Here is a 21,919-nt window from a genome sequence, read left to right as displayed (position 1 = left end):
TGTGAAGGTACTGATCGTGGATGACGGGCATTACATCGTGGAGTATTTGAAGCATTTGCTGGACTGGCGAACATTCGGCGTGGAGCAGGTTGAGACTACAACGAATTCCATTGAAGCCAAAGGAATGCTGGAACAGTCGCCTGTAGATATCCTGATCACTGACATCCGTATGCCTGAGGTATCGGGGATCGATCTGCTGGAGCATGTGAAGGCCCTGGAGCTGAAGACCAAAGTGATTTTTCTGTCCGGTTATTCGGAATTCGAATATGCGCAGAAGGCGGTCCGCCTGGGAGCGTTTGATTATTTGTTGAAGCCGGTGGATAAAGAGGATATGGAAAAAGCCATACGGAACGTCACCAAAACAATTGGGGATAACCGGCCCGAAAACGGTCATTCAGGGAAGTCGCAGGACGGTCTTGGCTATCTTTTATCGGCCCTCAGCGTGAACGGTTCGCCGAAGCGGGAATTAATACCGGCGCATAGCGGCTTTGAACAAAAACTTATGCGGTTCTTCAAGGTTACCCCGGCGGACGGGCAGGAGGAAAAGAAGCTCCGGGGCAGCCTGGAAGAGGCTGGTGTGTTCATTTGGGAAGCCCCGCCTGCTTGGGTCGGGATAGTCCCCGACACCAAGACTGGGCAGCTTGAGTCTGCCATCCCTACCATCGTCTGGTCTGAGCCGTTTCAGTTTATACACAAGCATTCGGTCCGGCATTCGTTCTATCAGTTCTTTTATCAGGAAAAAGTGGAGCCTGCTGACTTTGCCCTGCTGCAAAATGCGGACGAATTCCCGAAACTGGAGTCCCGGGAGTGGGAATGTGCCCGCCAAAAAATTCAAAAACGGTTCACTCATTTGACTGTTAAAAAACAGAAGATGATTTATCTTGTGGAGGCTGTCCGGTATTTATATCTTACCCATGACCAAGTAAGCGCGGAGGAAGTTCCCGATTGGCTGTTTCACCGGCTTGAACACCCGGCTGACGCCTATGAATTCATCATCCTGGCGATCTCTCGGCTTGGGAGGGAAGCAGACCTGTCCAATGAGGATATGATCGACAACATCCGGACCTATATCACCGGACATCTCGATGAAGCGCTCAGCCTGGAGGATTTGGGGCGCATCGTCCATCTTCACCCGGTCTATCTCTCCAAATTCTACAAGCAAGAAACGGGGGAGAACCTTTCAAGCTATATTTCGTCCAAGCGGCTTGAACGGGCCTCCAGGTTGTTGACCGGTTCCAATCTGCATGTGGCGGATATCTCCCATATGGTGGGCTATAAAAAGTCCCAATATTTCATCAAGCTATTTAAAGAGCAATACGGCGTCACACCGCAGCAATACCGGAAAAATCAGATGAAAGTGAAACAGGAGTAACCGGAATTTTGTAACTCGGGTTCAGGTTTCGCATGATTTCGAGGATACTAATGATTGGTATACAGTGCAAAAAAATGTGGATATCTTGGCAGCCTCAAAGGATATAAGCGATGCAGAAGGATAGGGCTCCAGGTGGGCTGGAGCTCCATCCTCAGACTGAGCGGACTGAGGAGCCCTTATTTAGTCAAAAACCTTGCTTTTTCAGCAGTTGCGGACTCAGGAGCCGTTATAACGTTCGATCGAGCCTGGAATGAAGGGGAAAGGGACAAATAAAGGCATCTGAGTCCGCTGTCCTGCGGAATAGCCGAATCTTCTATCCATAACGGCTTTCCTGTCCGTAACGGCTGCGGATCGATCGCGAAGGAATAGGGCGATCCGTTTTTACCGGCTTCTTCGCAGGTGCTAGTTGGAAAAAGGGAACTTATTTTTTCGAAAATTAAGTAATCATGGGATTGAAGTGGAAAAAGTAAACTTAATTGGGCCACTTTTCTTGAAAAGTGGCGAAATGAGCCGAATTAGTGTCCCTTTTTCCACTTCATCTGCCCGAGGGTAGGGTACTCCAGCAAATTAGTGTCCCTTTTTCCACTTAAAGAGTTGCCGTTAGATTCATGAGGAATCGTTCTCCAGGTAACGCTAGAACAAAGGCGGCTGCGCTGTCCCGTGGAGGACGGCACAGCCGTTTCTACTTGTGCAACCCTTATCCCCTAAAATCAGAATGAATCTCTACCTCTACTCAAATCAAGTGGATACAAAACATATTACTTGTTGCAGTAAGCCCCTTTGGTTATTCGTTGGCCGCTCCGCCTGGAGCGGCCATGTTTTATATGAACGTCAAATTTAGACTATTAATTTTAAAAGTTTATGTTATAATCGTAATTATTACGAATAAACATTGGGGTTGAACATCATTTTACGGTATCTGGTGCAGCGGCTGCTGCAGATCATTCCCGTGCTGTTTGGCATCTCCATAATAACCTTTGCACTGATGCAAATAACGCCGGGAGATCCGGCTGAGATTATGCTGCGTGCAGACGGCATCAAGCCTACACTGGAGGCCATCCAGGCCACCAGACATGCTCTTGGCCTGGATGGGCCGATACATATGCAATTTGTGCACTGGCTGTACCGCGTGTTTCATCTGGATTTGGGAATATCCTACAGCAGCGGCTTGCCGGTGCGGGAAGAACTTATGACCCGTTTCCCGGCTACAGCGCTGCTTAGCGGCTGCTCCTTGTTGACGGCAATTCTGATTGCCTTGCCGCTTGGCATCGGCTCTGCCCTTTATCCGGGAAGCCTGCTGGATCGTCTGGGAAGAGTCTGTGCGCTGTTCAGTGTTTCCGTGCCGGGTTACTGGCTTGGCCTGCTGCTGATTTATTATGGTGCGGTGAAGCTGAAGTGGTTCCCTGTGATGGGCATGGAGGGATGGCCGAGTGTGATTCTGCCTGCATGTACTCTCGGCTTTGGCATGGCGGGAATCTATATCCGTCTGATCCGTTCCAGTCTGCTGGAAGTTCTCGGCAAGCTCTATATCAAGGCGGCGAGGGCTAAGGGGCTGCAGGAATGGAAGGTGATAAGCGGACATGCGCTTCGCAATGCACTTCTTCCCAGCCTCACCTTGCTGGGGATTCACATAGGGGGGCTGCTGGGCGGTTCGGTGATTGTGGAGAGCATCTTTTCCTGGCCCGGTATCGGCAAATATGCAGTGGAAGCTATTTTTGCCAAAGACTACACGGTCATTCAAGGCTATGTATTAATAATGGCTGTTGTCGTTGTCCTGATTAACGTTGCGGTGGACTTGCTCCATCTGCTGCTGAACCCGCGAATCAGGATGCGGTGAAACGGCAGAAAGGGGGCGTTGGTTTTGAACCGCCTTCATATGTTCAAGAGTAACGGGGCCAAAGCCGGCGGGATGATTGTGCTTCTGTTCGTATGTATTGGAATATTTGCCCCTTGGCTTGCTCCATCCGATCCGCTTCAGATTCATATGGAACACAAGCTAAGTATGCCGTCATGGGAGTATCCTCTGGGTACGGACCATTTGGGGCGCTGCGTTTTATCCCGTCTGATCTACGGGACGCGGACTTCACTATATTATTCACTGATGGTACTGGCGGCGGTTTTTTCTATTAGTATTCCGGTTGGCCTGCTCGCTGGCTATGTTGGGGGAATAATCGATCATTTGATCATGCGGGTGATTGACATCCTGCTGGCTTTTCCCAGTCTCATTCTCTCTCTGGCCGTTACAGCGGTGCTTGGCCCCAGCATGAAAAACCTGCTTATCTCTTTTGCAGCAGTGTGGTGGGCGGGCTATGCAAGAGTGATCCGCAGTATGGTCCTGCAAATAAAGGAAAGTGATTACATTATGGCAGCGAAGGCTGGAGGCTCCACGCATCTGCAGATTATTCTGCGGCATATTCTCTTGAATGCCACCCGTCCCATCCTGGTGCTGGCTTCCATCGAAATCGGTACACTGATGCTCTCGATCGCCGGTCTGTCTTTTCTGGGCCTGGGTGCTCAGCCTCCGACACCGGAGTGGGGAGTCATGCTGAACGATAGCCGCCCCTACATCCAAACGGAGCCCCGGCTGCTGTTATATCCGGGACTGGCCATTATGCTTTCGGTCCTGGGCTTCAATCTGCTGGGAGAGGGGCTGCGCAAACCGGGGCAGAAGGAGGAATTGTAGAACATGTTAACTGAGACCCCGCTGCTGAGAATCGACCATCTGCGGACCAGCTTCTGTACCAAGGATCAGGCAGTCACGGCTGTAGATGATGTGAGCATGGAAGTGAGGCCCCGGCAGATTGTTGCGCTTGTCGGTGAAAGCGGCTGTGGAAAAAGCGTAACAGCCATGTCTGTTCTGGGGCTGCTGGACCCGCCGGGCAGGGTGGAGAAGGGAGAAGTCTGGCTGGGTGGCAATAATCTCCGCGAATACTCAAAACGTGAGCTAAGGATGCTGCGGAGCAAAGAAATAGCCGTTATCTTTCAGGACCCCATGAACGCACTTCATCCGCTGCTCCCCATTGGCAAGCAGATCAGGGAGACGGTGATGCTGCATAGAAAGGTATCCAGAAAAGAGGCAAAAGCTCTGGCTTTGGAGCAGATGCACCGGGCAGGCCTAAGCGATCCTGAGCTGCTGTACACTAAATATCCTTTTCAGATCAGCGGCGGGATGTGCCAGCGGGTGATGATTGCCATCGCTCTAATCTCAGGTGCGCGCCTTCTGATTGCCGATGAACCGACAACAGCACTTGATGTTATGGCTCAAGCCCGGATTCTGAAGGAGCTGGATCGGATCAGACATGCGGAGGGCATGGGCATCCTGTTAATCACACATGATTTTGGCGTTGTCGCAGAGCTTGCGGATTATGTGTATGTCATGCAGTCAGGAAAGATTGTGGAGGCCGGAAATGTGTACACCCTCTTTGCCAATCCGGTGCATCCCTATACAAGACAGCTTCTTGGCAGCAGATAACAACCATAATAGTATATATCTGTTCAGGAGGGGAGACATGTATCTGCTCGAAGCTGTAGAACTGAGTAAAGTGTATGGCCGGGAAGGGAGGTGGTTCACGCCGGATATCCAAAAGGTAGCGGCTGTAAATCATCTGTCGCTCCGGCTGAAGCCGCATGAAAATCTGGGACTTGTGGGGGAAGCGGCAGTGGTAAAAGCACGCTGGCCCGTTTATTGCTTGGATTGGAACGGCCGTCCTCCGGAAGGGTTCTCTACCAGGGTACAGATTTCACAGATTGGAGCTTAAGCAAAATGCGGAGAATTCGGGGCAAGCTGCAGGTCGTATTTCAGAACAGCCTCGCTTCGTTCAACCCGCTGTTTACAGTGGAGCAAATCATCGGCGAGCCGTTAAGGAATTACGGGATGGGAAATGCAGGGGCACGCAGGGACCGGATTGCAGAAACGCTGGAGCTGGTGGGTCTCGAAGGGCGGTACATGTACCGTTATCCGCATGAACTCAGCGGGGGCCAGCAGCAAAGAATCGGCATTGCCAGAGCGATTGCGCTTCGCCCGGAGCTGATTATCTGTGATGAGCCGTTCTCCAGTCTCGATGCCAGCCTGCGGAGGCAAATGATGAATTTGTTGCAGGAGCTGAAGGCTCAGCTGGGGCTGGCTTATATTTTTATTACACATGATCTGTCAGTCGTCAGCCGTTTCTGTGACAGGGCAGCTGTAATGCATCAGGGGCAGATTGTGGAGGAGCAATCGGGCGGCGGACTGATGAAGCAGGCGGTCCATCCGTATACCCAAAAACTTATAGCTTCGGTGCCTGTACAGGACCCCCGGCTAAGAAGGTCAGATGACCGAAATTAGAAGAAGGAGAGTTACATTAGAGATGGCAAGAAATTCAAAGCGAATCAGAGGCTTAACCCAATCTTTGATAATGATCATACTGGCTGCATTCATAATGATTGCGGGGTGCAGCAGCAACAGCAATAACAGCGATGCAACAGGCCAACCCTCCGAAGGGCGGGAGAAAGCGGTCACTGTAGCCATATCGGCAGACCCTGGTATAGATCAGCTCGATGCCGGTGCCTATAAAGGTGCGATGAGTGTACATGCGATGATCTATGACGGATTAGTGGAGTATGGGGAAAAAGGCAGCATTCTGCCGGCATTGGCAGAGTCCTGGGACATATCCGAAGACGGAAAAGTGTATACTTTTCATCTTCGCCATGGGGTGAAGTTCTCGGATGGCACTGATTTTAATGCCGCCGCGGTTAAATTCTCTTTTGAACGCTGGATGAACGATCCGGCTAATTCGTTGAATGTAGCTGCAGCGTTGCAGTCTATGGATGTTGTAGACGACCATACCCTCACCATGACCTTCAACAAAACCTATTATCCGTTCCTTACGGAGTTGTCTTTTGCAAGACCGGTTCGAATCATTAGCCCTTCTGCCGTAGAACCTGCCGGAGAGGTTACCGGGAAATTTGTCAAAGCGGTCGGCACCGGGGCATGGATGGCGGAGAGCTATAAGACGGATCAGGAGGCAGTGCTCGTCAGAAATCCTTATTACTGGGGAGAGGCCCCCAAGCTGTCCAAGATTATTCTCAAGGTTATTCCTGATCCGCAATCCAGAGTGCTGGCGCTGCAAAGCGGGGCTGTAGATATTGCAGGAGGCCAGCCCGGCAAGCTTCCGGTAGAAAGCGTACCGGTTATCGAAGGCGACTCCAGTTTGAGTCTGCAAAAAGCACCAGGAACAAATTCGCATTTCCTGATTTTTAATTACAACACTCCGGCTCTGCAGGACCTGAACGTGCGCAAAGCCATTAATTTAGCCATCAACAAAAAAAGCATTATCGATGATCTGCTGGATGGTATCGGCAGCGAAGCCAAAGGTCTATTCCCCTTAACCGTACCCTATGTGACAGATCAGAATAATACCTGGTATGGCTTCGACCCGGATGAAGCAAAACAGCTTCTTGCAGAAGCCGGTTATAGCGATTCTAATGGGGATGGAATCGTTGAAAAGGACGGCGCGGCGCTGGAGTTTAGTTTTGTACTGCAGCAAGCCGAGTTTCCGGAATGGAAATCCGTCAGTGAGCTGGTCCAGTCCGAGCTGAAGGCGATAGGTATTGCCGTGAATCTTCAGATCCTTGAGCCTAACGCGTATTATGATGCATTATGGACCACCAAGGCATACGACCTTATTATGTACCGTACCTACGACGATGCTTATAATCCGCATGCCTTTCTCCTGTCCCTGTTCCATAGGACTGCGGAGGCACCGGCTGTTGCTTGGTCGGACGCTGAATTGGAATCATTCATTGATACAGCGGTAGGAAGTACGGATCTGCTGGTGAGGCAAAAGGCTTATGACTCGATCTTTGGCAGGCTGTATGGGGAAGCCATGTTTGGAGCCCTATACTTTCCGGAAGAGGTCATGGCGGTGAACAAGCGGGTGAAGGGTTTCAAGCCCGGGTACACCACCTTCACACCGGTTTTCTGGAATCAGCTGGACATAGGTGAAGAATGATGCTAAAAGAAATCTCTAAATATTGGACCTCCAGCTCGGTTGGTTATGACAAGGTGATCCAGACTCAATTCCGCAGCAGGAAAACCGTCAGACTGTGGAAGCAGCTGCTTATTCAGGGAATGGGCCTCAAATCCCGGCAAAAAGTACTTGATGTAGGAACAGGTCCGGGATTTTTCTCTATCCTCTTGTCACAGATGGGGCATCAGGCAACAGCAGTGGATGCTTCACGGGGAATGATTGAACGGGCTTCGCGAAACTTTGACCGCTATGGATGCAAAGTCCAGGCATATGTGGGCGATGCAGCGGATTTAACTGCCGAGCCGGATAACAGCTTCGACGCAGTCGTCTGCCGTGATATGGTGTGGACGCTGCCCGATCCGCAGAAGGCCTATGCGGAGTGGCACCGCATTCTGAAGCCGGGCGGGACTCTGATTGTTTTTGACGGCAACTATATGTATAAGGAGAACAAGTCATTATTCCGCAGGCTCTGGTACGCTTTATCCTGGATGCTGATTCTGATTACGGAAAAAAGAATCCGGCAGCGCAGCAGCAGGGAAAAAAGCCTGCTCAGTGAACTGCCGTTTGTAAATGTACTCCGGCCTGAAGCAGATGAACAGGCTCTATTGCACGCAGGGTTCCGCATATTCGATACCCGCCGGAATTTCATTCCTGCCCGCAAGCTGCCGCTTAATTACCTGAAATATGGTTATGAGAATGTGAACCGGTTTATGATTATCGCTAAAAAGGAGTGATCTGCTAAATGAATCGCTAGATAAGCACATAGGCCGCCCGCAGCGGACCATGCACCCCGACAACGAGCTGCATTTCAATATCGGCCGAATTCGAAGGCCCGGAAATGAAATTGATCGAGGAACCCAGCGGCTCCCCCGCCTGAATCCGCCGGTTCAGATCTGCTGCAGCCTGGGTCGAGCGGAGCATGAGCCGCTTTTTTCAATCACCGCAATATAATGGGCAGGCAGAAAATGCAGGGCGCGCCCTTGATCCGGGCGGCTCTCGACAACAATCGTACCCGACTCGGCCAGCGCATAGTCGGCAAAGACAATCGCCGTATTGGCCGCTGCGGAGCGCAGAATATTCTGCTCCCTTCCTGCCGCTTCCTCCCAGACGGAAGCATTTGCGAATTCCAGCCCATATTCGGCAAACCGGGCATCTCCGGAAGTGATTACACTGCCTCCGCCATTCGCAGCGATCAGATCATCCAATGTTTTCTGCAAGATTTCCGCGTTTGATTCAATCACCTGCGTGTGAATGAAAAAGCACTGCTCCTTCAGAATCTCTATCAGCTCACCGGCTGTTAAACTGCCGTAGCTGTCCGGAGCCATGGCCTGCAAGTCCGGCCGCTGAACGTCGTAGATACGCTCCCGCCCCAGCTTGGAGGCAATTGTGTTTAAGAATGAATCCTTGTTGGATGCCGTCATTGACCCTCCCTCCCTTTGCGTTTGTCAAACCAGGCCCGGAAGCTGTCCTGCTGCCTGACCGGCTGGCTGAGATCACGGGCGTTGATCCAGCCGCGGACCAGCTGCGGTCCTCTTGCAATTCGTCCATGCCTGCTGATCAGCCGGCTGGCCGGGTTGGCAAACCGCAGGGCTTTGCCGAACAAAGCCTGGGAGGCCAGCAGCCTTCCGGCTGTCTTCATCTGGAGCCTTTCTGCAGCACTGGTGCGTTTTTCCTGTACAATATTCTGGCGGTGCAGAATCAGCTGCTCATGCAGCGGGATTTTGACCGGACAGACATCCGTACAAGCGGCGCACAGGCTGGAGGCAAAAGGCAGCTCTTTATAGTCATCGTAGCCGCCCAGCAGCGGGGTGATTACCGCTCCGATCGGACCCGGATAAATGGACCCGTAGGCATGGCCGCCGATATGGCGGTAGACCGGGCAGACATTAAGACAGGCGCCGCAGCGGATGCATTGCAGGGCTTCGTTGAATTCGCTGCCGAGAATCCCGGAGCGGCCGTTGTCCACAACCACCAGATGGAAGTCCTCAGGACCATCCGTCTCCCCGGACGCAGAGGGCCCGATGACTGAGATATAGCTGGTCAATTTTTGCCCGACCGCACTGCGGCAGAGCAGATTGTCCAGCACTTCCATCTCTTCAAGCGTCGGCACAATGCGCTCCATGCCCATCACCGCGATATGCGTTTTCGGTATGGCGGCGGTGAGGTCACCGTTGCCTTCATTGGTCACCAGATTGATCGCGCCCAGGTTGGCGACGGCGAAATTACAGCCGGTGATCCCGACATCCGCTTCCAGGAACTTCTGCCGCAGCACCGTCCGGGCATAACGGGCAAGATTCACGGGACTCTCGTCGCCGGTGTATCCAAGCTTCTCCGTGAACACTTTTCGAATTTGCCTCCGGTCCTTATGCAGCGCAGGGGCCACAATATGCGAAGGCGGGTCCCAATCATCCATCTGGAGGATGTATTCACCCAGATCCGTCTCGGTCAATTCACAGCCGGCTTCCATCAGGACATGGTTCATTTCAATTTCCTCGGTGACCATCGATTTGGATTTGACGATTTTTTTAGCTTTTTTCTGGACGATGATATCCCGGATATAGCCGCTCGCTTCTTCTTTGGTTTTGGCAAAATAAATATGTCCGCCCTTTTTCTCAATGTTATCCGCTAACTGCCCCAGGTAATAATCTAGATGCTTCAGCGTGTGCTGGCGGATTTGCTGGCCTAGAGTACGCCACTGTTCCCAGTCTCCAAGAGCGGTTGCGGCGGACAGGCGCCTGGTCTTCAGGCTGTCCTGGGCTGAGCTTACAGCGTTTCTCATAAAAGGATTGCCGATGCCGTCTGTAGTCCGTTCGTTGAATTCCCGCCTATCCGTTTGCAGGCTCATGTCCGGCTTCCTCCTTTTTAGCAGCAGGGTTGTGATGATTCAGCACTTCTGCAATGTGCATGATTTTTACGGGTTCTCCCTTACGGGACAGGCGGCCCCCGATGTTCAGCAAGCAGCCCATATCCGCACTGATCAGGATGTCCGCTCCGGTTTCGGTTACACAACCGCATTTTTCATTGACCATCTGCTCAGAGATGTCCGGCATTTTTACCGAAAAGGTTCCTCCAAAGCCGCAGCAATTATCGCTGTTCTTCAGCGGCTCCATTTGCAGTCCCTGCACCTGCTCAAGCAATTGGAACGGGGTTTCCCTTTCGCCCAGCAGTCTTGTCATATGGCAGGAGCGGTGGTAGGTTGCGGTCCCCTCCAGACTTGCACCCACATCGGTAATGCCGAGCACCCGGACGATGAATTGTGTGAACTCATACGCTTTCTCCTTTAACGCAACCGCTTTCAACTCCCATTGGGGATCTCCCTTGAAAATTTTCGGGTATTCATGGAACATGGCGATGCAGGAGCCGGACGGACCTACAACATAATCGGAATGCTCAAAGGCCCGCATCATATTTTTCATAGCAAGCTTGGAATCTTCCAGATAACCGCTGTTGTAGGTGGGTTGGCCGCAGCACACCTGCGAAGCGGGAAAATCGATTTCACAGCCCAGCCTTTCGAGAACCTGAACCATAGCAATCCCGACATTCGGGGTCATAAGGTCCACTACACAGGTCGAAAAAATACTGACTTTCATTTCCTATCCCTCCAATCGCAGCCTTCACAACAATAGCTTAACTCAAAAAGTCAATAAAAAACAACACAAAAACAAATAATAAATGTGAATCTTGTTGACAAAAAATATTGATAACGTTTACACTGTGGAAGAGTAAATGGAATGATCTACCTTAAGGGGGAGAAACAGTGGAAAAACATTTGATGTATATCGACGGCCAGTTTACCGAGTCAGAAGGCAAAGAGTGGATGGATGTCACCAATCCGGCAACAGATGAAGTCATTTCACAGGTCCCCAAAGCTACAAGGAATGACGTGGTCCGTGCCATCCATGCAGCGGATAAGGCCCAGACTGCCTGGGAAGAAACGCCTGCGGTGGAGAGAGGGAAGTATCTTCATGCCATTGCCGAAGGGATTCGGGCGGAGGCGGACAGCCTGGCCAGACTGATCTCCGAAGAGGTAGGCAAGACATTGGAACTGTCCACGGTCGAGGTTAACTTTACAGCGGATTATATGGACTATATGGCAGAATGGGCACGCCGGTATGAAGGTGAGATTGTTCAGAGTGACCGGGATAATGAGAATATTTTTGTGTTCAAACGGGCGATTGGGGTCACTACCGGCATCCTCCCTTGGAATTTTCCATTCTTTTTGATTGCCAGAAAAATGGCGCCGGCGCTGATTACCGGAAATACAATTGTCGTCAAGCCCAGTGCTGAATCTCCAAACAATGCAGTGGCGTTTGCCCAAATTGTTGACAAAGCCGGTCTTCCCCAAGGGGTGTTCAACCTGGTTACAGGCAAAGGCGGAGAAGTAGGCAATGAATTAGCGAGCAACCCTAAGGTTGGGATGGTCAGTCTGACGGGCAGCGTGCCGGCCGGACAAAAGGTGATGGAGGCCGCAGCCGAAAATATCATCAAGGTCAGTCTGGAGCTTGGCGGCAAGGCACCGGCCATTGTAATGGACGACGCCGATCTGGACCTGGCGATCAAAGCGATTGTGGATTCCCGGGTGATTAATACCGGGCAGGTCTGCAACTGTGCGGAGCGGGTCTATGTGCATGAAAAGATCAAGGACGAATTCACCAGCCGTCTGGTTGAGGCGATGAAAGCGGTGAAGTATGGCGATCCGCTGAAAGACACGGATATTCAGATGGGTCCGCTGATTAATAAGGCAGCCCAAGAATCGGTGCAGCAAAAGGTTGACCGCGCGGTACAGGAGGGGGCCCAAATCGCCCTTGGCGGTAAAAAAGTGGAGGGGGCAGGCAGCTTTTTTGAGCCTACGGTTATAACTGGTGCCACCAATGAGATGGAGATCGTCCAGGAAGAAATCTTCGGGCCGGTCATCCCGGTCATATCCTTCTCGAACCTGGATGAAGCGATTGCGCTTGCCAATGACAGTGAGTTTGGGCTGACCTCTTCCCTGTATACCCGGAATCTGAACGTCGCCATGAAAGTCATCAAGCGTCTCAAATACGGAGAAACCTATATTAACCGCGAGAACTTTGAAGCAATGCAAGGCTTCCATGCGGGCTGGAGAAAATCCGGCATCGGCGGCGCGGACGGCAAACACGGCTTGAACGAATACCTGCAGACCCACGTGGTATATTTGCAGTATGATCAATCGGTCAACTGAAATTTGTATTACAGCGGTATACAATCAAGAAATCTGCAGATGGGCAGCGGCCGGAGGTACAAACATTATCTGGAAGTTAAGTATATATATAGAAAATGAATAATGAACTTATCCGATACGGTCCGAAAGGGCCGTTTTTTTTGCGGGAAAGCACCAGAGTAATCATCGAAGAGCCACTATTCCTGATCCATACGGACTGTAACGCCGTTATTTTAGCGGTAGGGGGACTTGGCGCAGGGCTAACGGACCAGAGCGCGCTTATTTTCTCTCCAGCAGGCTGAAATGGGACAAATATCAGCACATAAGAGCACTGGTGTCCGTTAGCTTGCCTAAAGTTGATTTTGGCAAGGAATAAGGACTGCTCAGTCCGCTAACAAACAAACAGGCAGGCAGCACACAAACACAAACCAAACGCAGACGCAAACGCAGACGCAAACGCAGACGCAAACGCAGACGCAGACGCAGACGCAGACGCAATTGCCTTAGCCTGTCCTGCCCGCAACGCAGCCGGTACGATAAGAGGCATTACTTATCCGCCAGCGCTAGCTGGCTCGGTTACTTGTCCGAGGGCTAAACAAACGGTGCTGTCCTTATTCAAGGACGGTACAGCGTTTCCACTTGTTATGCTGGCCCGGATTCTTCAGTTCAGGAAGAGGGCAGGATCGCATTTTATGAGTTGGATTGTAAAAAATACGAGTATTGCTAAAATTCGACAAAATTTCCCTTACTTTTTAAAAAAAGTGTGCTAGGATAAAAAAGCAATTGCACAAACGTTTGCACGAGATCAAAAGTTTCGTTATCCGGAGCTGAAGGAGATGTTTTGCAACTAAATGAAAAGAAAAGAAAGGGAAAGTAAGAAATTGTAAAGAAATGCAATTAAATGTAATAGAAAAGCGGATGTGAAAAAAGAAAGGATATGGAGCAATGAAATCAGAAAATGCTGAATATGCAGAATCGCGTAAGATGCCGGCGTTGGTATGGAATTCTCAGAGGCTGAATCTGTCCGAACAGGACATCCCGGTGATCACGCTTGCTACTGATGTCAAAGTGAAGATCCATATGACGGGCATCTGCGGAACTGATCTGGCAGTCATCACAGGTAAGGAGCCTGGTGTTCCCGGAGTGATACGCGGTCATGAAGCCGTAGGTACTGTTATTGAAACCGGCAGCAAAGTAACAAGCTTAAAAGCAGGCGACAGAGTCGTTGTTGATCCCAATCACAGCTGCGGCAAATGCAGGTTCTGCCTTCAAGGCAAACTGCATCTCTGCACAGGAACGGATGGACAAGGTATGCCGATTGCCGGGTTGAATAAAAATGGAACTTTTGCTCCATGGTTCGTTTCAGAAGAAAAATTTTTACACAAATTACCTGAGCAGATGAGCTGGGAAGCGGCATTGGCCACTGAACCCCTCGCCTGTGTTCTCCATAACTTCCGGGAAGCCAGAGCTAAAAAAGGAGATGCGGTATTAATCCTTGGTTCGGGTCCGATGGGATTACTGTGTCAATTTGTTGCTAAACGCATAGGGTGCACCACTGTTTCAATAGAAATTAATGAAGGACGACTGGCAAAGGCACAGCAAATCTCAGACTATGCCTGCCCGCCGGAGGAGCTGACCGCAGAGCGGGTGTTCCGCATTCTGGGTGATAAGAAATTTGACATCGTAATTGATGCGGTGGGCACACAGATGGAGATGGCGGAGCAGTGGGTGGAGCGCGGCGGCACGATCATTCCCTTCGGGATAAACGGACGATATAAGTACACCATCTCACCAACTTATTATACCCAGAACGCAGTACGGCTGCTGGGGGCCGGTGAATATCTGAACACCTTTGAGGATGCCCTGCAGTTTGCAAAAGACGTTCCGGAGGTAGCTTCCCTGATCACACGCAAGTACAGTTTGGATCAATTCGAGACTGCAATTCAGGAGCTGCTGGGGAAGAGCGGGAATCCTGCGGTTTCTGCGGAGCCCCCGTTTTGAAATCGGCATTTATTTTCTGAAAAAATATAATTCCTGTATAGAGGAGATCTACTTGATGATCAGACATAATCATAGAGTAAACCGGATGCTTGACTATTTTGCAGACTGCCGGTTTCACGACACAGCACCCATCTGGATACCTGCGTTGTGGAACGAGTGCGGCTATGTATCGACATTGGATAGCAAGGATGGCGAAATTCTTGTTGAACCGGCAAGATTTATGGTTAAACATCTGCAGTACTTGCTTGAGTTGTCTTCTGATTATGCTCATCTCGGCCAGGCAGATTTAGATGATAGTGTCATTTATTGCTCCTTGCTGCGTTATTCCTCGGCCTGGGATTATACTCATACCGGGAATATCCAATCCGGAACATTCCTGAAATTTATGATTCTGCTGCCTATGCTGAAAAAAATGAATGTCAATATCCTGTATCTGCTGCCTGTCACCCGGTACAGCAATTTGAATCTCAAGGGGGATATTGGTTCACCGTATGCAGTGTACAGCCTGTTTGATTTGGATGAGAATTTACATGATCCGTTGCTGGACGGCATGGAGAACCTGACCATCCACGATGAGCTGGCGACCTTGGTCGAGGCCTGCCATCTGCTGGATATCAAAGTTGTGCTGGATTTAATCCCCCGGGTGGGTGCACGGGACAATGTATTTTTAGCCGAACACCCGGACTGGTTTTATTGGATTGATCTGAACGCGCTGCCTGGATTCCAGCCCCCGCACATTGCCGGATTGGAATTCTTCACAGAGTGCACACCGGACAAGCTGGAAACCATTTACCGCAGCAAGGATACCTTAACTTTCCTGAATCAGTTCCGTCTGCCGCCGGATGAACTGGACCCGGACCGCTGGAACGACCTCAAAAAACGCGCGCTTGAGTCCGGCGAGCCCCTATTGCCATTGATCGAACAGGAGATGGGTATTACGCCGGCTCCCGCCCATTCGGATTGGATTAATGATGTTCAGCCGATCTGGACGGACATTGCCTTTTTCCGCCTGTACAAGGACCCCTCGCCATTGGTCCGGCCTTATTTGCCTGAGGGTCAGCCCCCATATGTGCTCTTCGATACGATCAAGTGCAATATTTATCCGGGGGAAGAGCCGAATCAGGAATTATGGGACACGCTGATAGAGGCTGCCAGCTTCCAGCTAAAAACTTATAATATTGATGGTTTCCGGGTGGATATCGGACATACGCTCCCCGTCCCCTTGCTGCAATCTATGTTTAAGATGATCAAAGATATGAAGCCGGCAGCGATTCTGATCAGCGAGGATTTATTCAACCGCAATCACCGGGAAGCGGCAAAAACCGGATACAATGTGATGTTAGGCAGCGGCTGGAATATTATGACCGATATCCGTGTCGAACGTTTGCAGGATTACTTGCGGGAGCTTCCGGAACTGCAGATTCATGTGTTTGCCTGCTCGGAGACGGCGGATACCCCGCGCATTACAAGCCGTGGCGGGACAGAACTAGCCCGGCTTATGACGGTGTTCAATTATTTCCTGCCGAATGGGATTCCCTATCTGACTACAGGAATGGAAGTTTATGAGGAGCAGCCCCTCAATTGCGGTCTCGGGGATAATACCGGCGGTGCGGATATTCCAAAAGCTTTTTTCAATACCATGGCCATCAACTGGGCCAGTGAATCAACATTACTCCCGCTTCTGGAGCAATTGCAGCAGATGAAGAGACAGCATGCTAATCTGCTGAAGCCTGCGAACTTCTATCTTTCCGACTCGCAGGGCGATATTTTGATTTACTCATACTATTTGAAAGATGAACTGTTCAGTGCCTGTTTTAATTTGAACCCGGATCAAGAGCAAACCTTGCGGACTGAGCTGATCTATCCGGGCCACAAACAGACAAGCCTGCTGCTGGAAAGCGAACAGGGCGGCTGGAACCGGCTCAGCAGTGAAGGAACCTATGAAATGCGGCCATATCAGGCTTTGGTGCTGTATACGGAACTCATCAAATGACGAAGGAGGAAGACAGCTATGAACAAACAAGTTGCACAGCAGCTGAATATCTGGCATGAATTCGACGGGAAGGGAGATACATCCATAGAGGTGCTGGAGCAGCTCTGCCGTGCTTACACCTCTGAATCCGGAGTTTCCGTTATTCCCGAGGTCATGAATATCACCGTACTGACCGCCCGCTTGCAGCAGATAAAAGCCGGCGGGGCGGGTCCGCAAATGGCGCTGGTTCCGGCCGATATGGCCGGTTACGCGGAAGGCGCCATGTATTCAGAGATTCCTGAGAAATTCTGGTCAATGTCCGGCCTCCCCGATGTGGATATCCGTAGCTCCATGCAGTCCAACGGCCGGCAGTACGGTATTCCTATTTTAAAAGGCAATCATCTGGTTCTATATTACAATCCGGAAATCTACCCGGAGGCTCCCGCTTCCTGGGAGGCGATTGAACAACAGGCCGAAGCGTTAACGGCTAAAGGAATTGTTCCGGCCGCTGCCGATCTGGCGGACCCGTATTGCTTCATTCCGTTCCTGACCGCATTTGGAGGCTGGCCGCTGAAGGAGGGGAATCCCGATCTGGCGTCTTTTGAAATGGATGCGGCTCTGCGGTTCGTTCAGCGGCAAATTGCCCACAAGGTACTCGGCAGTTTTCATGGTCCAACTGAACTCCTGGACCGTTTTATCGCCGGTGAGATTGGAGCAATCATTTGCGGGGAATGGATTTACAATTATTTGGACCTTCAAATGAGAGACAGATTGCTTGTAGGTGCGCTGCCGTCGATTAATGGCAATCCGGCGGCCTCGATGTCTTCATCTATCGGTCTGGTCTTTCCGCAGCATTCGTTAGAATCGGAGCAGGCGGACGAGCTTCTGTCTTTCGCGGCGTATCTGCTGAATGAAAGCAGCCAGCTGGAATGGGCGGAGCGGGTGCAGCGGATTCCCGTGCATTCCCGCGTATTGGATAACATCAAGGCAGCCGCCTCACCGGCCAGGGCTAAACTAATTACCTGCCTTGAAAATGCGCGGAACATGCCCATTGAGCCGATTATGCGGAATATCTGGGATGCCATGGCTGTTGGCCTGCAACATTTAGCAGATGAAGATGCCGCAAGAATGATGAGGTTAATGAATGAGCATGTGAACAGCAGCCTCATTCAACAAACTTTATAGAGAAGAGGGAGAACGATGAAAACAACTATTTTTAGCCAAGTTTCAATCGACGGCAAGCTTACTTTGGGCGCGGGGAAGTCCAGTAAACAGTTGTTCAGTATGTTCGAGGAACCCGATATTAAATACATTCATCAATTCAGAGGTTTGATTGACGCTATCATGGTAGGTAAAAATACAATTCAATATGATGATCCGATGCTGACAAACCGGTATGAGGAGAATAAGAACCCGCTGCGGATTATCCCGACAACACATATGGATATTTCGTTGGACAGCCATGTCCTTGCTGACGACGGTCGGACGCTGATTGTTACCACCGAAAACGGCAAAAATCCTGAAATGATTAATATTTTGAAGGATAGGAATAAGGATGTGTTAATCTGCGGGAAGGACAAAGTGGATTTTGTGAATCTGTTCCGTGAATTGGAAGAGAACTATAACGTACACAGCATTATGATCGAAGGCGGCGGATTTCTGAACTGGAATGTACTGGACCAGGATTTAGTTGATGAGATCATCATCATGCAGCTGCCGATTATTATCGGGGGCGGGACCAATATCACACTGGTTGACGGCACGGGATATACCGACCTGAATTTCGTGAAGAAATTCAAGGTTGTCGAAGTTCTCCCGAACAAAAACTATACACTGCTTCGTTATCAGAAGGCTGTCTAACAGCTATGGGAGGCCCTGCTAATGTTAAAAGATTCAAAGGCGGATTTTTATAGTAAAATCTATACCATTGCAATTCCTGTAACACTGCAAAGCCTGATTATGGCACTGCTAACCTTAACCGATCAGCTGATGGTCGGACAACTCGGCGATGTGGCTGTTGCATCAGTAGGGATTTCCATTAAAATATACGGGATCATAACTGTAGTATTGGCAGGGCTGGCTACAGGAGTATCCATTTATGCCGCGCAGTTCTGGGGAAAGAAAGATGAGAAAAGCACTGGCCAACTGCTGGGATTGGGATTGTTTTTTGGTCTGGGAATCTCCATTATTTTTACGCTGCCTGTTCATTTCTTCCCGCAATTCTGTCTCGGCTTGTTTACGAAGGACCAGCGGCTGATCACAGAGGGGGATATTTTTCTGGAAGTCACCTCCCTGAGCTATATTCCTGTCATGCTGACGATGATATTTTCCGCAATATTGCGCGCTACAGGACATGTGAAGCTCCCAATGATGACCAGCATCGTAGCTGTATGTATTAACATTGTACTTAACTATCTGCTCATCTTCGGGAACTTCGGCTTTCCGGAATGGGGGATAAAAGGAGCAGCAACTTCTACACTGATCGCCCGTTTATTTGAATGCTGCTTCATTATTGCGGCTGCCTATAAGCTTCGTCTGCCTGGAGTAACCCATATCCGTGACTGGTTCGGGGCTTCCACAGCCTTGCTGTCAAAGTTCCTCCGCACCACCTATCCGATCGTATTGACCGAGCTGATTTGGGTACTCGGTGAAACGGTATATGCGATTATTTACAGCCGGATGGGAACTGTAGAAATAACCGCAATGACGATAACCTATCCGCTTCAAAGCTTAAGTATCGGATTATTATCCGGGCTCTCCAGTGCAGCCGGCATTATGATTGGAAACAAGCTAGGGGCCGACGAACAGGACGCAGCACTGGATTTTTCGAAGAGGTTCATTAAGCTGGGGATTTTTGTATCCCTTGGGATAGGTGTATTGATCGCCGCAATTGCACCTTTGTATGTATCCATCTTTCAGGTGTCAGAGGAAGCGCATCACATGGGCACCCGTCTAGTATGGGTTTTCGCCGGGTTTCTGTGGGTAAAGGTTGCCAACATGATCCTGGCGGGCGGCATTCTCAACAGCGGCGGTGACAGCAAGTTCGTATTTGCAATGGAAGCCGCTGCAACATGGCTGATTGGTGTTCCTTCCGGATTATTAATGTCATTTGTCTGGAAGCAGCCTGTGTTTCTGGTATATATGATTTTGTCATTGGAAGAAGTGGTTAGGCTTAGCATCGGATTGGCGCGAATTCACTCCAGGAAATGGATGAAAAATCTGGTCGCTGAAATCTCTGCATAAGCCATTGAGTGAATCTATTGAAGTTTCCGGTACGGCCCGAAAGAAAAATGTTGAAACGCTGCTGACATTACGTTGTCAGTAGCGTTTTTGTATAGTCAGGGTATGCGAAGATCGCAGTGCTTAGGAGATGGGGCAACCTTTCTTACAATCTTATCGTAGAGGTGGAAATTAATCGTGAGCAATGTCAATTGGGAAGTGGATCAGGACCACAGCTCCGTCGAATTTTCGGTGGCGCATTTAATGATTAATCGAATCAAAGGCGTATTCGGGCAATTTCAAGCAAGCTTGAGCTTTGACCCCAATGATCTAACAACGATGGGTATACAGGCGTCCATAGATGCCAATAGTATCACAACCCGCCAGCCGCAGCGGGATGAGCACCTGAGGAGCGGCGACTTCCTGGATGCAGCCAGGTATCCAACCATTGCGTTTCAAACCACCGGCTGCATCCCTGCTGGAGAACGGCAATATGAACTTGAAGGCAATTTGACGCTGCATGGAGTAACGAAGCCGGTCACTTTTCATACCGTTTTTGAAGGACTAAACAAAGATCCTCGCGGCCGGGAACGTGCAGGATTGTATTCAACAGCTAGTATTGAACGCAATGAATTTGGTTTGACCTTTAACTCGCCGCTGGAAACTGGCGGCATGATCGTCGGAAATGAGGTGAGGATTGAGCTTTATATCGAGGCAATAAAAATAGAATAATACGATTGACAGCTACAATTAAGATGTGGTAACTTTACCATTGAAAATAAAGGCAATGCAACCTTTGGGTTCAACCTCGCTGAGAAGTGGGTTGGGCCCTTTTTGCATTTAATGCCAGGGGAGGATTCATATGCTGAGAACAGAACTGCTGCTACAGCGGCTGGATGAGATCGGCCAGTCGCTCGAACGTATGGGGGGAGCTCTTTTATTATTAGGCGTTGGTTCCGTTGGAGCCGAGACAGAACGGTTGGATGAATATTCGGATTTGGATTTCTTTGTTATTGTGAAACCGGGGAGAAAAGCAGATTTATCGGCCGGCTGGATTGGCTCGAAGGGGTACACCCTCTTGCCTATTCATTTAAGAATACGGATGACGGGTACAAGGTATTGTTCGAGGACGGAATTTTCGGGGAATATGCTGTCTTTGAGGAATGGGAGCTGGCGGATGCCGCCTATACGGAAGGCCGGGTCATATGGAAGGACCCGGCGTATAGCAATACGGCAATCGCCAAACCGGTAAATCCGAATCCCCAGCCCCAAAAATGATTCCTTGGACTTTCCTTTGAACGAAGCCTTAACCAATCTATACGTAGGGCTCTGCCGCTATGCCAGGGGAGAACGCCTATCCGCTACGCGGTTTGTTCAAGGTTACGCTATAGACCGGATTCTATCCGTGCTCCATCTACTGGAACATGAGGAGGATTACTTTCCCGACCCATTCGGGAATGAGAGACGGTTAGAGAAGCGATACCCCCGTTTTGCGGAAATCATCGGAGACATGATCCAGGGATACAACCATGTTCCCGAATCGGCACTCCGCATTTTAAATTTCTTAGAAGAGGTGTACCCGGTCAATCGGCGGTTAAGCGATGAGATCCGGCGCTTGGCTAATCTGAATTGCGGGCAGAAGCAGTGCGGTGAACCTTAAATAAGATCATCTTTTGGCGATGGCCTTTTTCTCGTTGTATAGGAAATTATATAGTGTAAAAAAGTGTGGATATCTTGGCAGCCTCAGAGGATATAAGCGATGCAGGAGGATGGGGCTCCATCCGAGGACGGAAGCGGACTGAGGAGCCCTTATTTTGCAAAAAATCTTAGTTTTTCAGTAGTTACGGACTCAGGAGCCGTTATATCGTTCAATGGAGCCTGGAATAAAGGGGAAAAGGACAAATAAAGGCATCTCAGTCCGCTGTCCTGCGGAATAGACGAATTTTCTATCCATAACGGCTTTCCTGTCCGTAACGGGTACGGATAGATCGCGAAGGAATAGGGCATCCGTCTTCAGCATGCCCCCATTGATTTTTGGAGCGGTTGGGAATTCCTGCGGCCATAGGCCCCGTGTTGCTATTCACCCGCCAGGGTGATTTTGTTCAAATATAATTTATATGTTTCACGCTGTAAATTATCCTTCTATTTCTCGCTGAAACGGGTAC

At 50.1% G+C, this 21,919-nt stretch carries 21 protein-coding genes; 17 read left to right on the top strand and 4 right to left on the bottom strand.

The window, feature by feature from the left end:
* Position 1 precedes the first annotated feature (1 nt).
* The 8 genes from JI735_RS32370 to JI735_RS32340 all read left to right on the top strand — a co-directional run bounded on the left by JI735_RS32370 (position 2) and on the right by JI735_RS32340 (position 8,114).
* Positions 2-1,372: a response regulator transcription factor gene (locus JI735_RS32370; protein WP_039833247.1), complete on the top strand. Its 1,371-nt coding sequence runs from the start codon at positions 2-4 to the stop codon at positions 1,370-1,372.
* 898 nt (positions 1,373-2,270) lie between these two features.
* Positions 2,271-3,209, top strand: a complete 939-nt coding sequence (gene nikB / locus JI735_RS32365) for a nickel ABC transporter permease (RefSeq protein WP_233476163.1) — start codon at positions 2,271-2,273, stop codon at positions 3,207-3,209.
* A 39-nt stretch (positions 3,210-3,248) separates the two neighbouring features.
* The gene (nikC, locus tag JI735_RS32360) at positions 3,249-4,055 is read left to right on the top strand and encodes a nickel transporter permease (RefSeq protein WP_039833257.1); all 807 of its coding nucleotides are present in this window, start codon (positions 3,249-3,251) and stop codon (positions 4,053-4,055) included.
* Positions 4,056-4,058: 3 nt separating this feature from the next.
* Entirely contained in the window at positions 4,059-4,844 is a 786-nt protein-coding gene (locus JI735_RS32355) for an ABC transporter ATP-binding protein (RefSeq protein ID WP_051051521.1), read from the top strand.
* Positions 4,845-4,881: 37 nt separating this feature from the next.
* Positions 4,882-5,130, top strand: a complete 249-nt coding sequence (locus JI735_RS36630) for a hypothetical protein (RefSeq protein WP_233476162.1) — start codon at positions 4,882-4,884, stop codon at positions 5,128-5,130.
* Complete coding sequence (locus JI735_RS32350) at positions 5,058-5,696, top strand: ATP-binding cassette domain-containing protein (protein ID WP_325175558.1); 639 nt, start codon at positions 5,058-5,060, stop codon at positions 5,694-5,696. The genes JI735_RS36630 and JI735_RS32350 overlap by 73 nt, the downstream gene beginning before the upstream one ends.
* A gap of 70 nt (positions 5,697-5,766) precedes the next feature.
* The gene (locus tag JI735_RS32345) at positions 5,767-7,362 is read left to right on the top strand and encodes a nickel ABC transporter substrate-binding protein (RefSeq protein ID WP_233476161.1); all 1,596 of its coding nucleotides are present in this window, start codon (positions 5,767-5,769) and stop codon (positions 7,360-7,362) included.
* Positions 7,359-8,114, top strand: coding sequence for a class I SAM-dependent methyltransferase (locus JI735_RS32340; RefSeq protein ID WP_233184142.1), 756 nt, complete (start codon positions 7,359-7,361; stop codon positions 8,112-8,114). The genes JI735_RS32345 and JI735_RS32340 overlap by 4 nt, the downstream gene beginning before the upstream one ends.
* A gap of 16 nt (positions 8,115-8,130) precedes the next feature.
* On the opposite strand, the gene JI735_RS37110 is transcribed toward JI735_RS32340, so the two are convergent.
* Genes JI735_RS37110 through JI735_RS32325 form a run of 4 tightly spaced genes read right to left on the bottom strand, consistent with a single transcriptional unit; the run spans position 8,131 to position 10,970 of the window.
* Entirely contained in the window at positions 8,131-8,301 is a 171-nt protein-coding gene (locus JI735_RS37110; RefSeq protein ID WP_267919060.1) for an LUD domain-containing protein, read from the bottom strand.
* Complete coding sequence (locus tag JI735_RS32335) at positions 8,268-8,801, bottom strand: LutC/YkgG family protein (RefSeq protein ID WP_267919059.1); 534 nt, start codon at positions 8,799-8,801, stop codon at positions 8,268-8,270. Before JI735_RS32335 ends, JI735_RS37110 begins: the two co-directional genes overlap by 34 nt.
* Positions 8,798-10,225 (bottom strand): LutB/LldF family L-lactate oxidation iron-sulfur protein, encoded by a 1,428-nt coding sequence (locus JI735_RS32330; RefSeq protein ID WP_202676815.1) that lies wholly within the window; start codon positions 10,223-10,225, stop codon positions 8,798-8,800. Before JI735_RS32330 ends, JI735_RS32335 begins: the two co-directional genes overlap by 4 nt.
* Positions 10,206-10,970 (bottom strand): (Fe-S)-binding protein, encoded by a 765-nt coding sequence (locus JI735_RS32325; RefSeq protein WP_051051522.1) that lies wholly within the window; start codon positions 10,968-10,970, stop codon positions 10,206-10,208. Before JI735_RS32325 ends, JI735_RS32330 begins: the two co-directional genes overlap by 20 nt.
* Positions 10,971-11,137: 167 nt before the next feature.
* Between JI735_RS32325 and aldA the strand changes: the two genes are divergently transcribed.
* The 9 genes from aldA to JI735_RS36620 all read left to right on the top strand — a co-directional run bounded on the left by aldA (position 11,138) and on the right by JI735_RS36620 (position 21,414).
* A complete protein-coding gene (gene aldA / locus JI735_RS32320) occupies positions 11,138-12,583 on the top strand; it encodes an aldehyde dehydrogenase (RefSeq protein ID WP_267919058.1) in 1,446 nt (481 codons plus the stop codon).
* Positions 12,584-13,507: 924 nt separating this feature from the next.
* Positions 13,508-14,563 carry a zinc-dependent alcohol dehydrogenase gene (locus JI735_RS32315; protein WP_233476160.1) on the top strand — a complete coding sequence of 352 codons (1,056 nt, stop codon included), beginning with the start codon at positions 13,508-13,510 and terminating at the stop codon, positions 14,561-14,563.
* Between the two features lie 55 nt (positions 14,564-14,618).
* On the top strand, positions 14,619-16,556 hold the full coding sequence (locus JI735_RS32310) for an alpha-amylase family protein (protein ID WP_039833260.1): 1,938 nt from the start codon (positions 14,619-14,621) through the stop codon (positions 16,554-16,556).
* Positions 16,557-16,574: 18 nt separating this feature from the next.
* Complete coding sequence (locus JI735_RS32305; RefSeq protein ID WP_039833261.1) at positions 16,575-17,720, top strand: sugar ABC transporter substrate-binding protein; 1,146 nt, start codon at positions 16,575-16,577, stop codon at positions 17,718-17,720.
* Positions 17,721-17,735: 15 nt separating this feature from the next.
* Positions 17,736-18,395: a RibD family protein gene (locus tag JI735_RS32300; RefSeq protein WP_020429121.1), complete on the top strand. Its 660-nt coding sequence runs from the start codon at positions 17,736-17,738 to the stop codon at positions 18,393-18,395.
* Positions 18,396-18,416: 21 nt separating this feature from the next.
* On the top strand, positions 18,417-19,778 hold the full coding sequence (locus JI735_RS32295; RefSeq protein ID WP_039833262.1) for an MATE family efflux transporter: 1,362 nt from the start codon (positions 18,417-18,419) through the stop codon (positions 19,776-19,778).
* Positions 19,779-19,952: 174 nt separating this feature from the next.
* On the top strand, positions 19,953-20,486 hold the full coding sequence (locus JI735_RS32290; protein ID WP_039833263.1) for a YceI family protein: 534 nt from the start codon (positions 19,953-19,955) through the stop codon (positions 20,484-20,486).
* 387 nt (positions 20,487-20,873) lie between these two features.
* Positions 20,874-21,032, top strand: coding sequence for a hypothetical protein (locus JI735_RS36625; protein ID WP_233476159.1), 159 nt, complete (start codon positions 20,874-20,876; stop codon positions 21,030-21,032).
* 16 nt (positions 21,033-21,048) lie between these two features.
* Positions 21,049-21,414, top strand: coding sequence for a hypothetical protein (locus tag JI735_RS36620; protein ID WP_233476158.1), 366 nt, complete (start codon positions 21,049-21,051; stop codon positions 21,412-21,414).
* Positions 21,415-21,919 lie beyond the last annotated feature (505 nt).

Origin of the sequence: Paenibacillus sonchi (assembly GCF_016772475.1) — a bacterium.
GTDB classification, from domain to species: domain Bacteria; phylum Bacillota; class Bacilli; order Paenibacillales; family Paenibacillaceae; genus Paenibacillus_AQ; species Paenibacillus_AQ sonchi.
This window is presented reverse-complemented; position numbering and strand designations above follow the sequence as displayed.

Excerpts from the sequence above, each read along its gene's own strand:
- nikC (WP_039833257.1), top strand. The coding sequence starts at position 3,249 with ATGTTCAAGAGTAACGGGGCCAAAGCCGGCGGGATGATTGTGCTTCTG.
- JI735_RS32355 (WP_051051521.1), top strand. The coding sequence starts at position 4,059 with ATGTTAACTGAGACCCCGCTGCTGAGAATCGACCATCTGCGGACCAGC.
- JI735_RS36630 (WP_233476162.1), top strand. The coding sequence starts at position 4,882 with ATGTATCTGCTCGAAGCTGTAGAACTGAGTAAAGTGTATGGCCGGGAA.
- JI735_RS32345 (WP_233476161.1), top strand. The coding sequence starts at position 5,767 with ATGATCATACTGGCTGCATTCATAATGATTGCGGGGTGCAGCAGCAAC.
- JI735_RS32340 (WP_233184142.1), top strand. The coding sequence starts at position 7,359 with ATGATGCTAAAAGAAATCTCTAAATATTGGACCTCCAGCTCGGTTGGT.
- JI735_RS37110 (WP_267919060.1), bottom strand. The coding sequence starts at position 8,301 with ATGCTCCGCTCGACCCAGGCTGCAGCAGATCTGAACCGGCGGATTCAG.
- JI735_RS32335 (WP_267919059.1), bottom strand. The coding sequence starts at position 8,801 with ATGACGGCATCCAACAAGGATTCATTCTTAAACACAATTGCCTCCAAG.
- JI735_RS32330 (WP_202676815.1), bottom strand. The coding sequence starts at position 10,225 with ATGAGCCTGCAAACGGATAGGCGGGAATTCAACGAACGGACTACAGAC.
- JI735_RS32325 (WP_051051522.1), bottom strand. The coding sequence starts at position 10,970 with ATGAAAGTCAGTATTTTTTCGACCTGTGTAGTGGACCTTATGACCCCG.
- JI735_RS32315 (WP_233476160.1), top strand. The coding sequence starts at position 13,508 with ATGAAATCAGAAAATGCTGAATATGCAGAATCGCGTAAGATGCCGGCG.
- JI735_RS32310 (WP_039833260.1), top strand. The coding sequence starts at position 14,619 with ATGATCAGACATAATCATAGAGTAAACCGGATGCTTGACTATTTTGCA.
- JI735_RS32305 (WP_039833261.1), top strand. The coding sequence starts at position 16,575 with ATGAACAAACAAGTTGCACAGCAGCTGAATATCTGGCATGAATTCGAC.
- JI735_RS32300 (WP_020429121.1), top strand. The coding sequence starts at position 17,736 with ATGAAAACAACTATTTTTAGCCAAGTTTCAATCGACGGCAAGCTTACT.
- JI735_RS32295 (WP_039833262.1), top strand. The coding sequence starts at position 18,417 with ATGTTAAAAGATTCAAAGGCGGATTTTTATAGTAAAATCTATACCATT.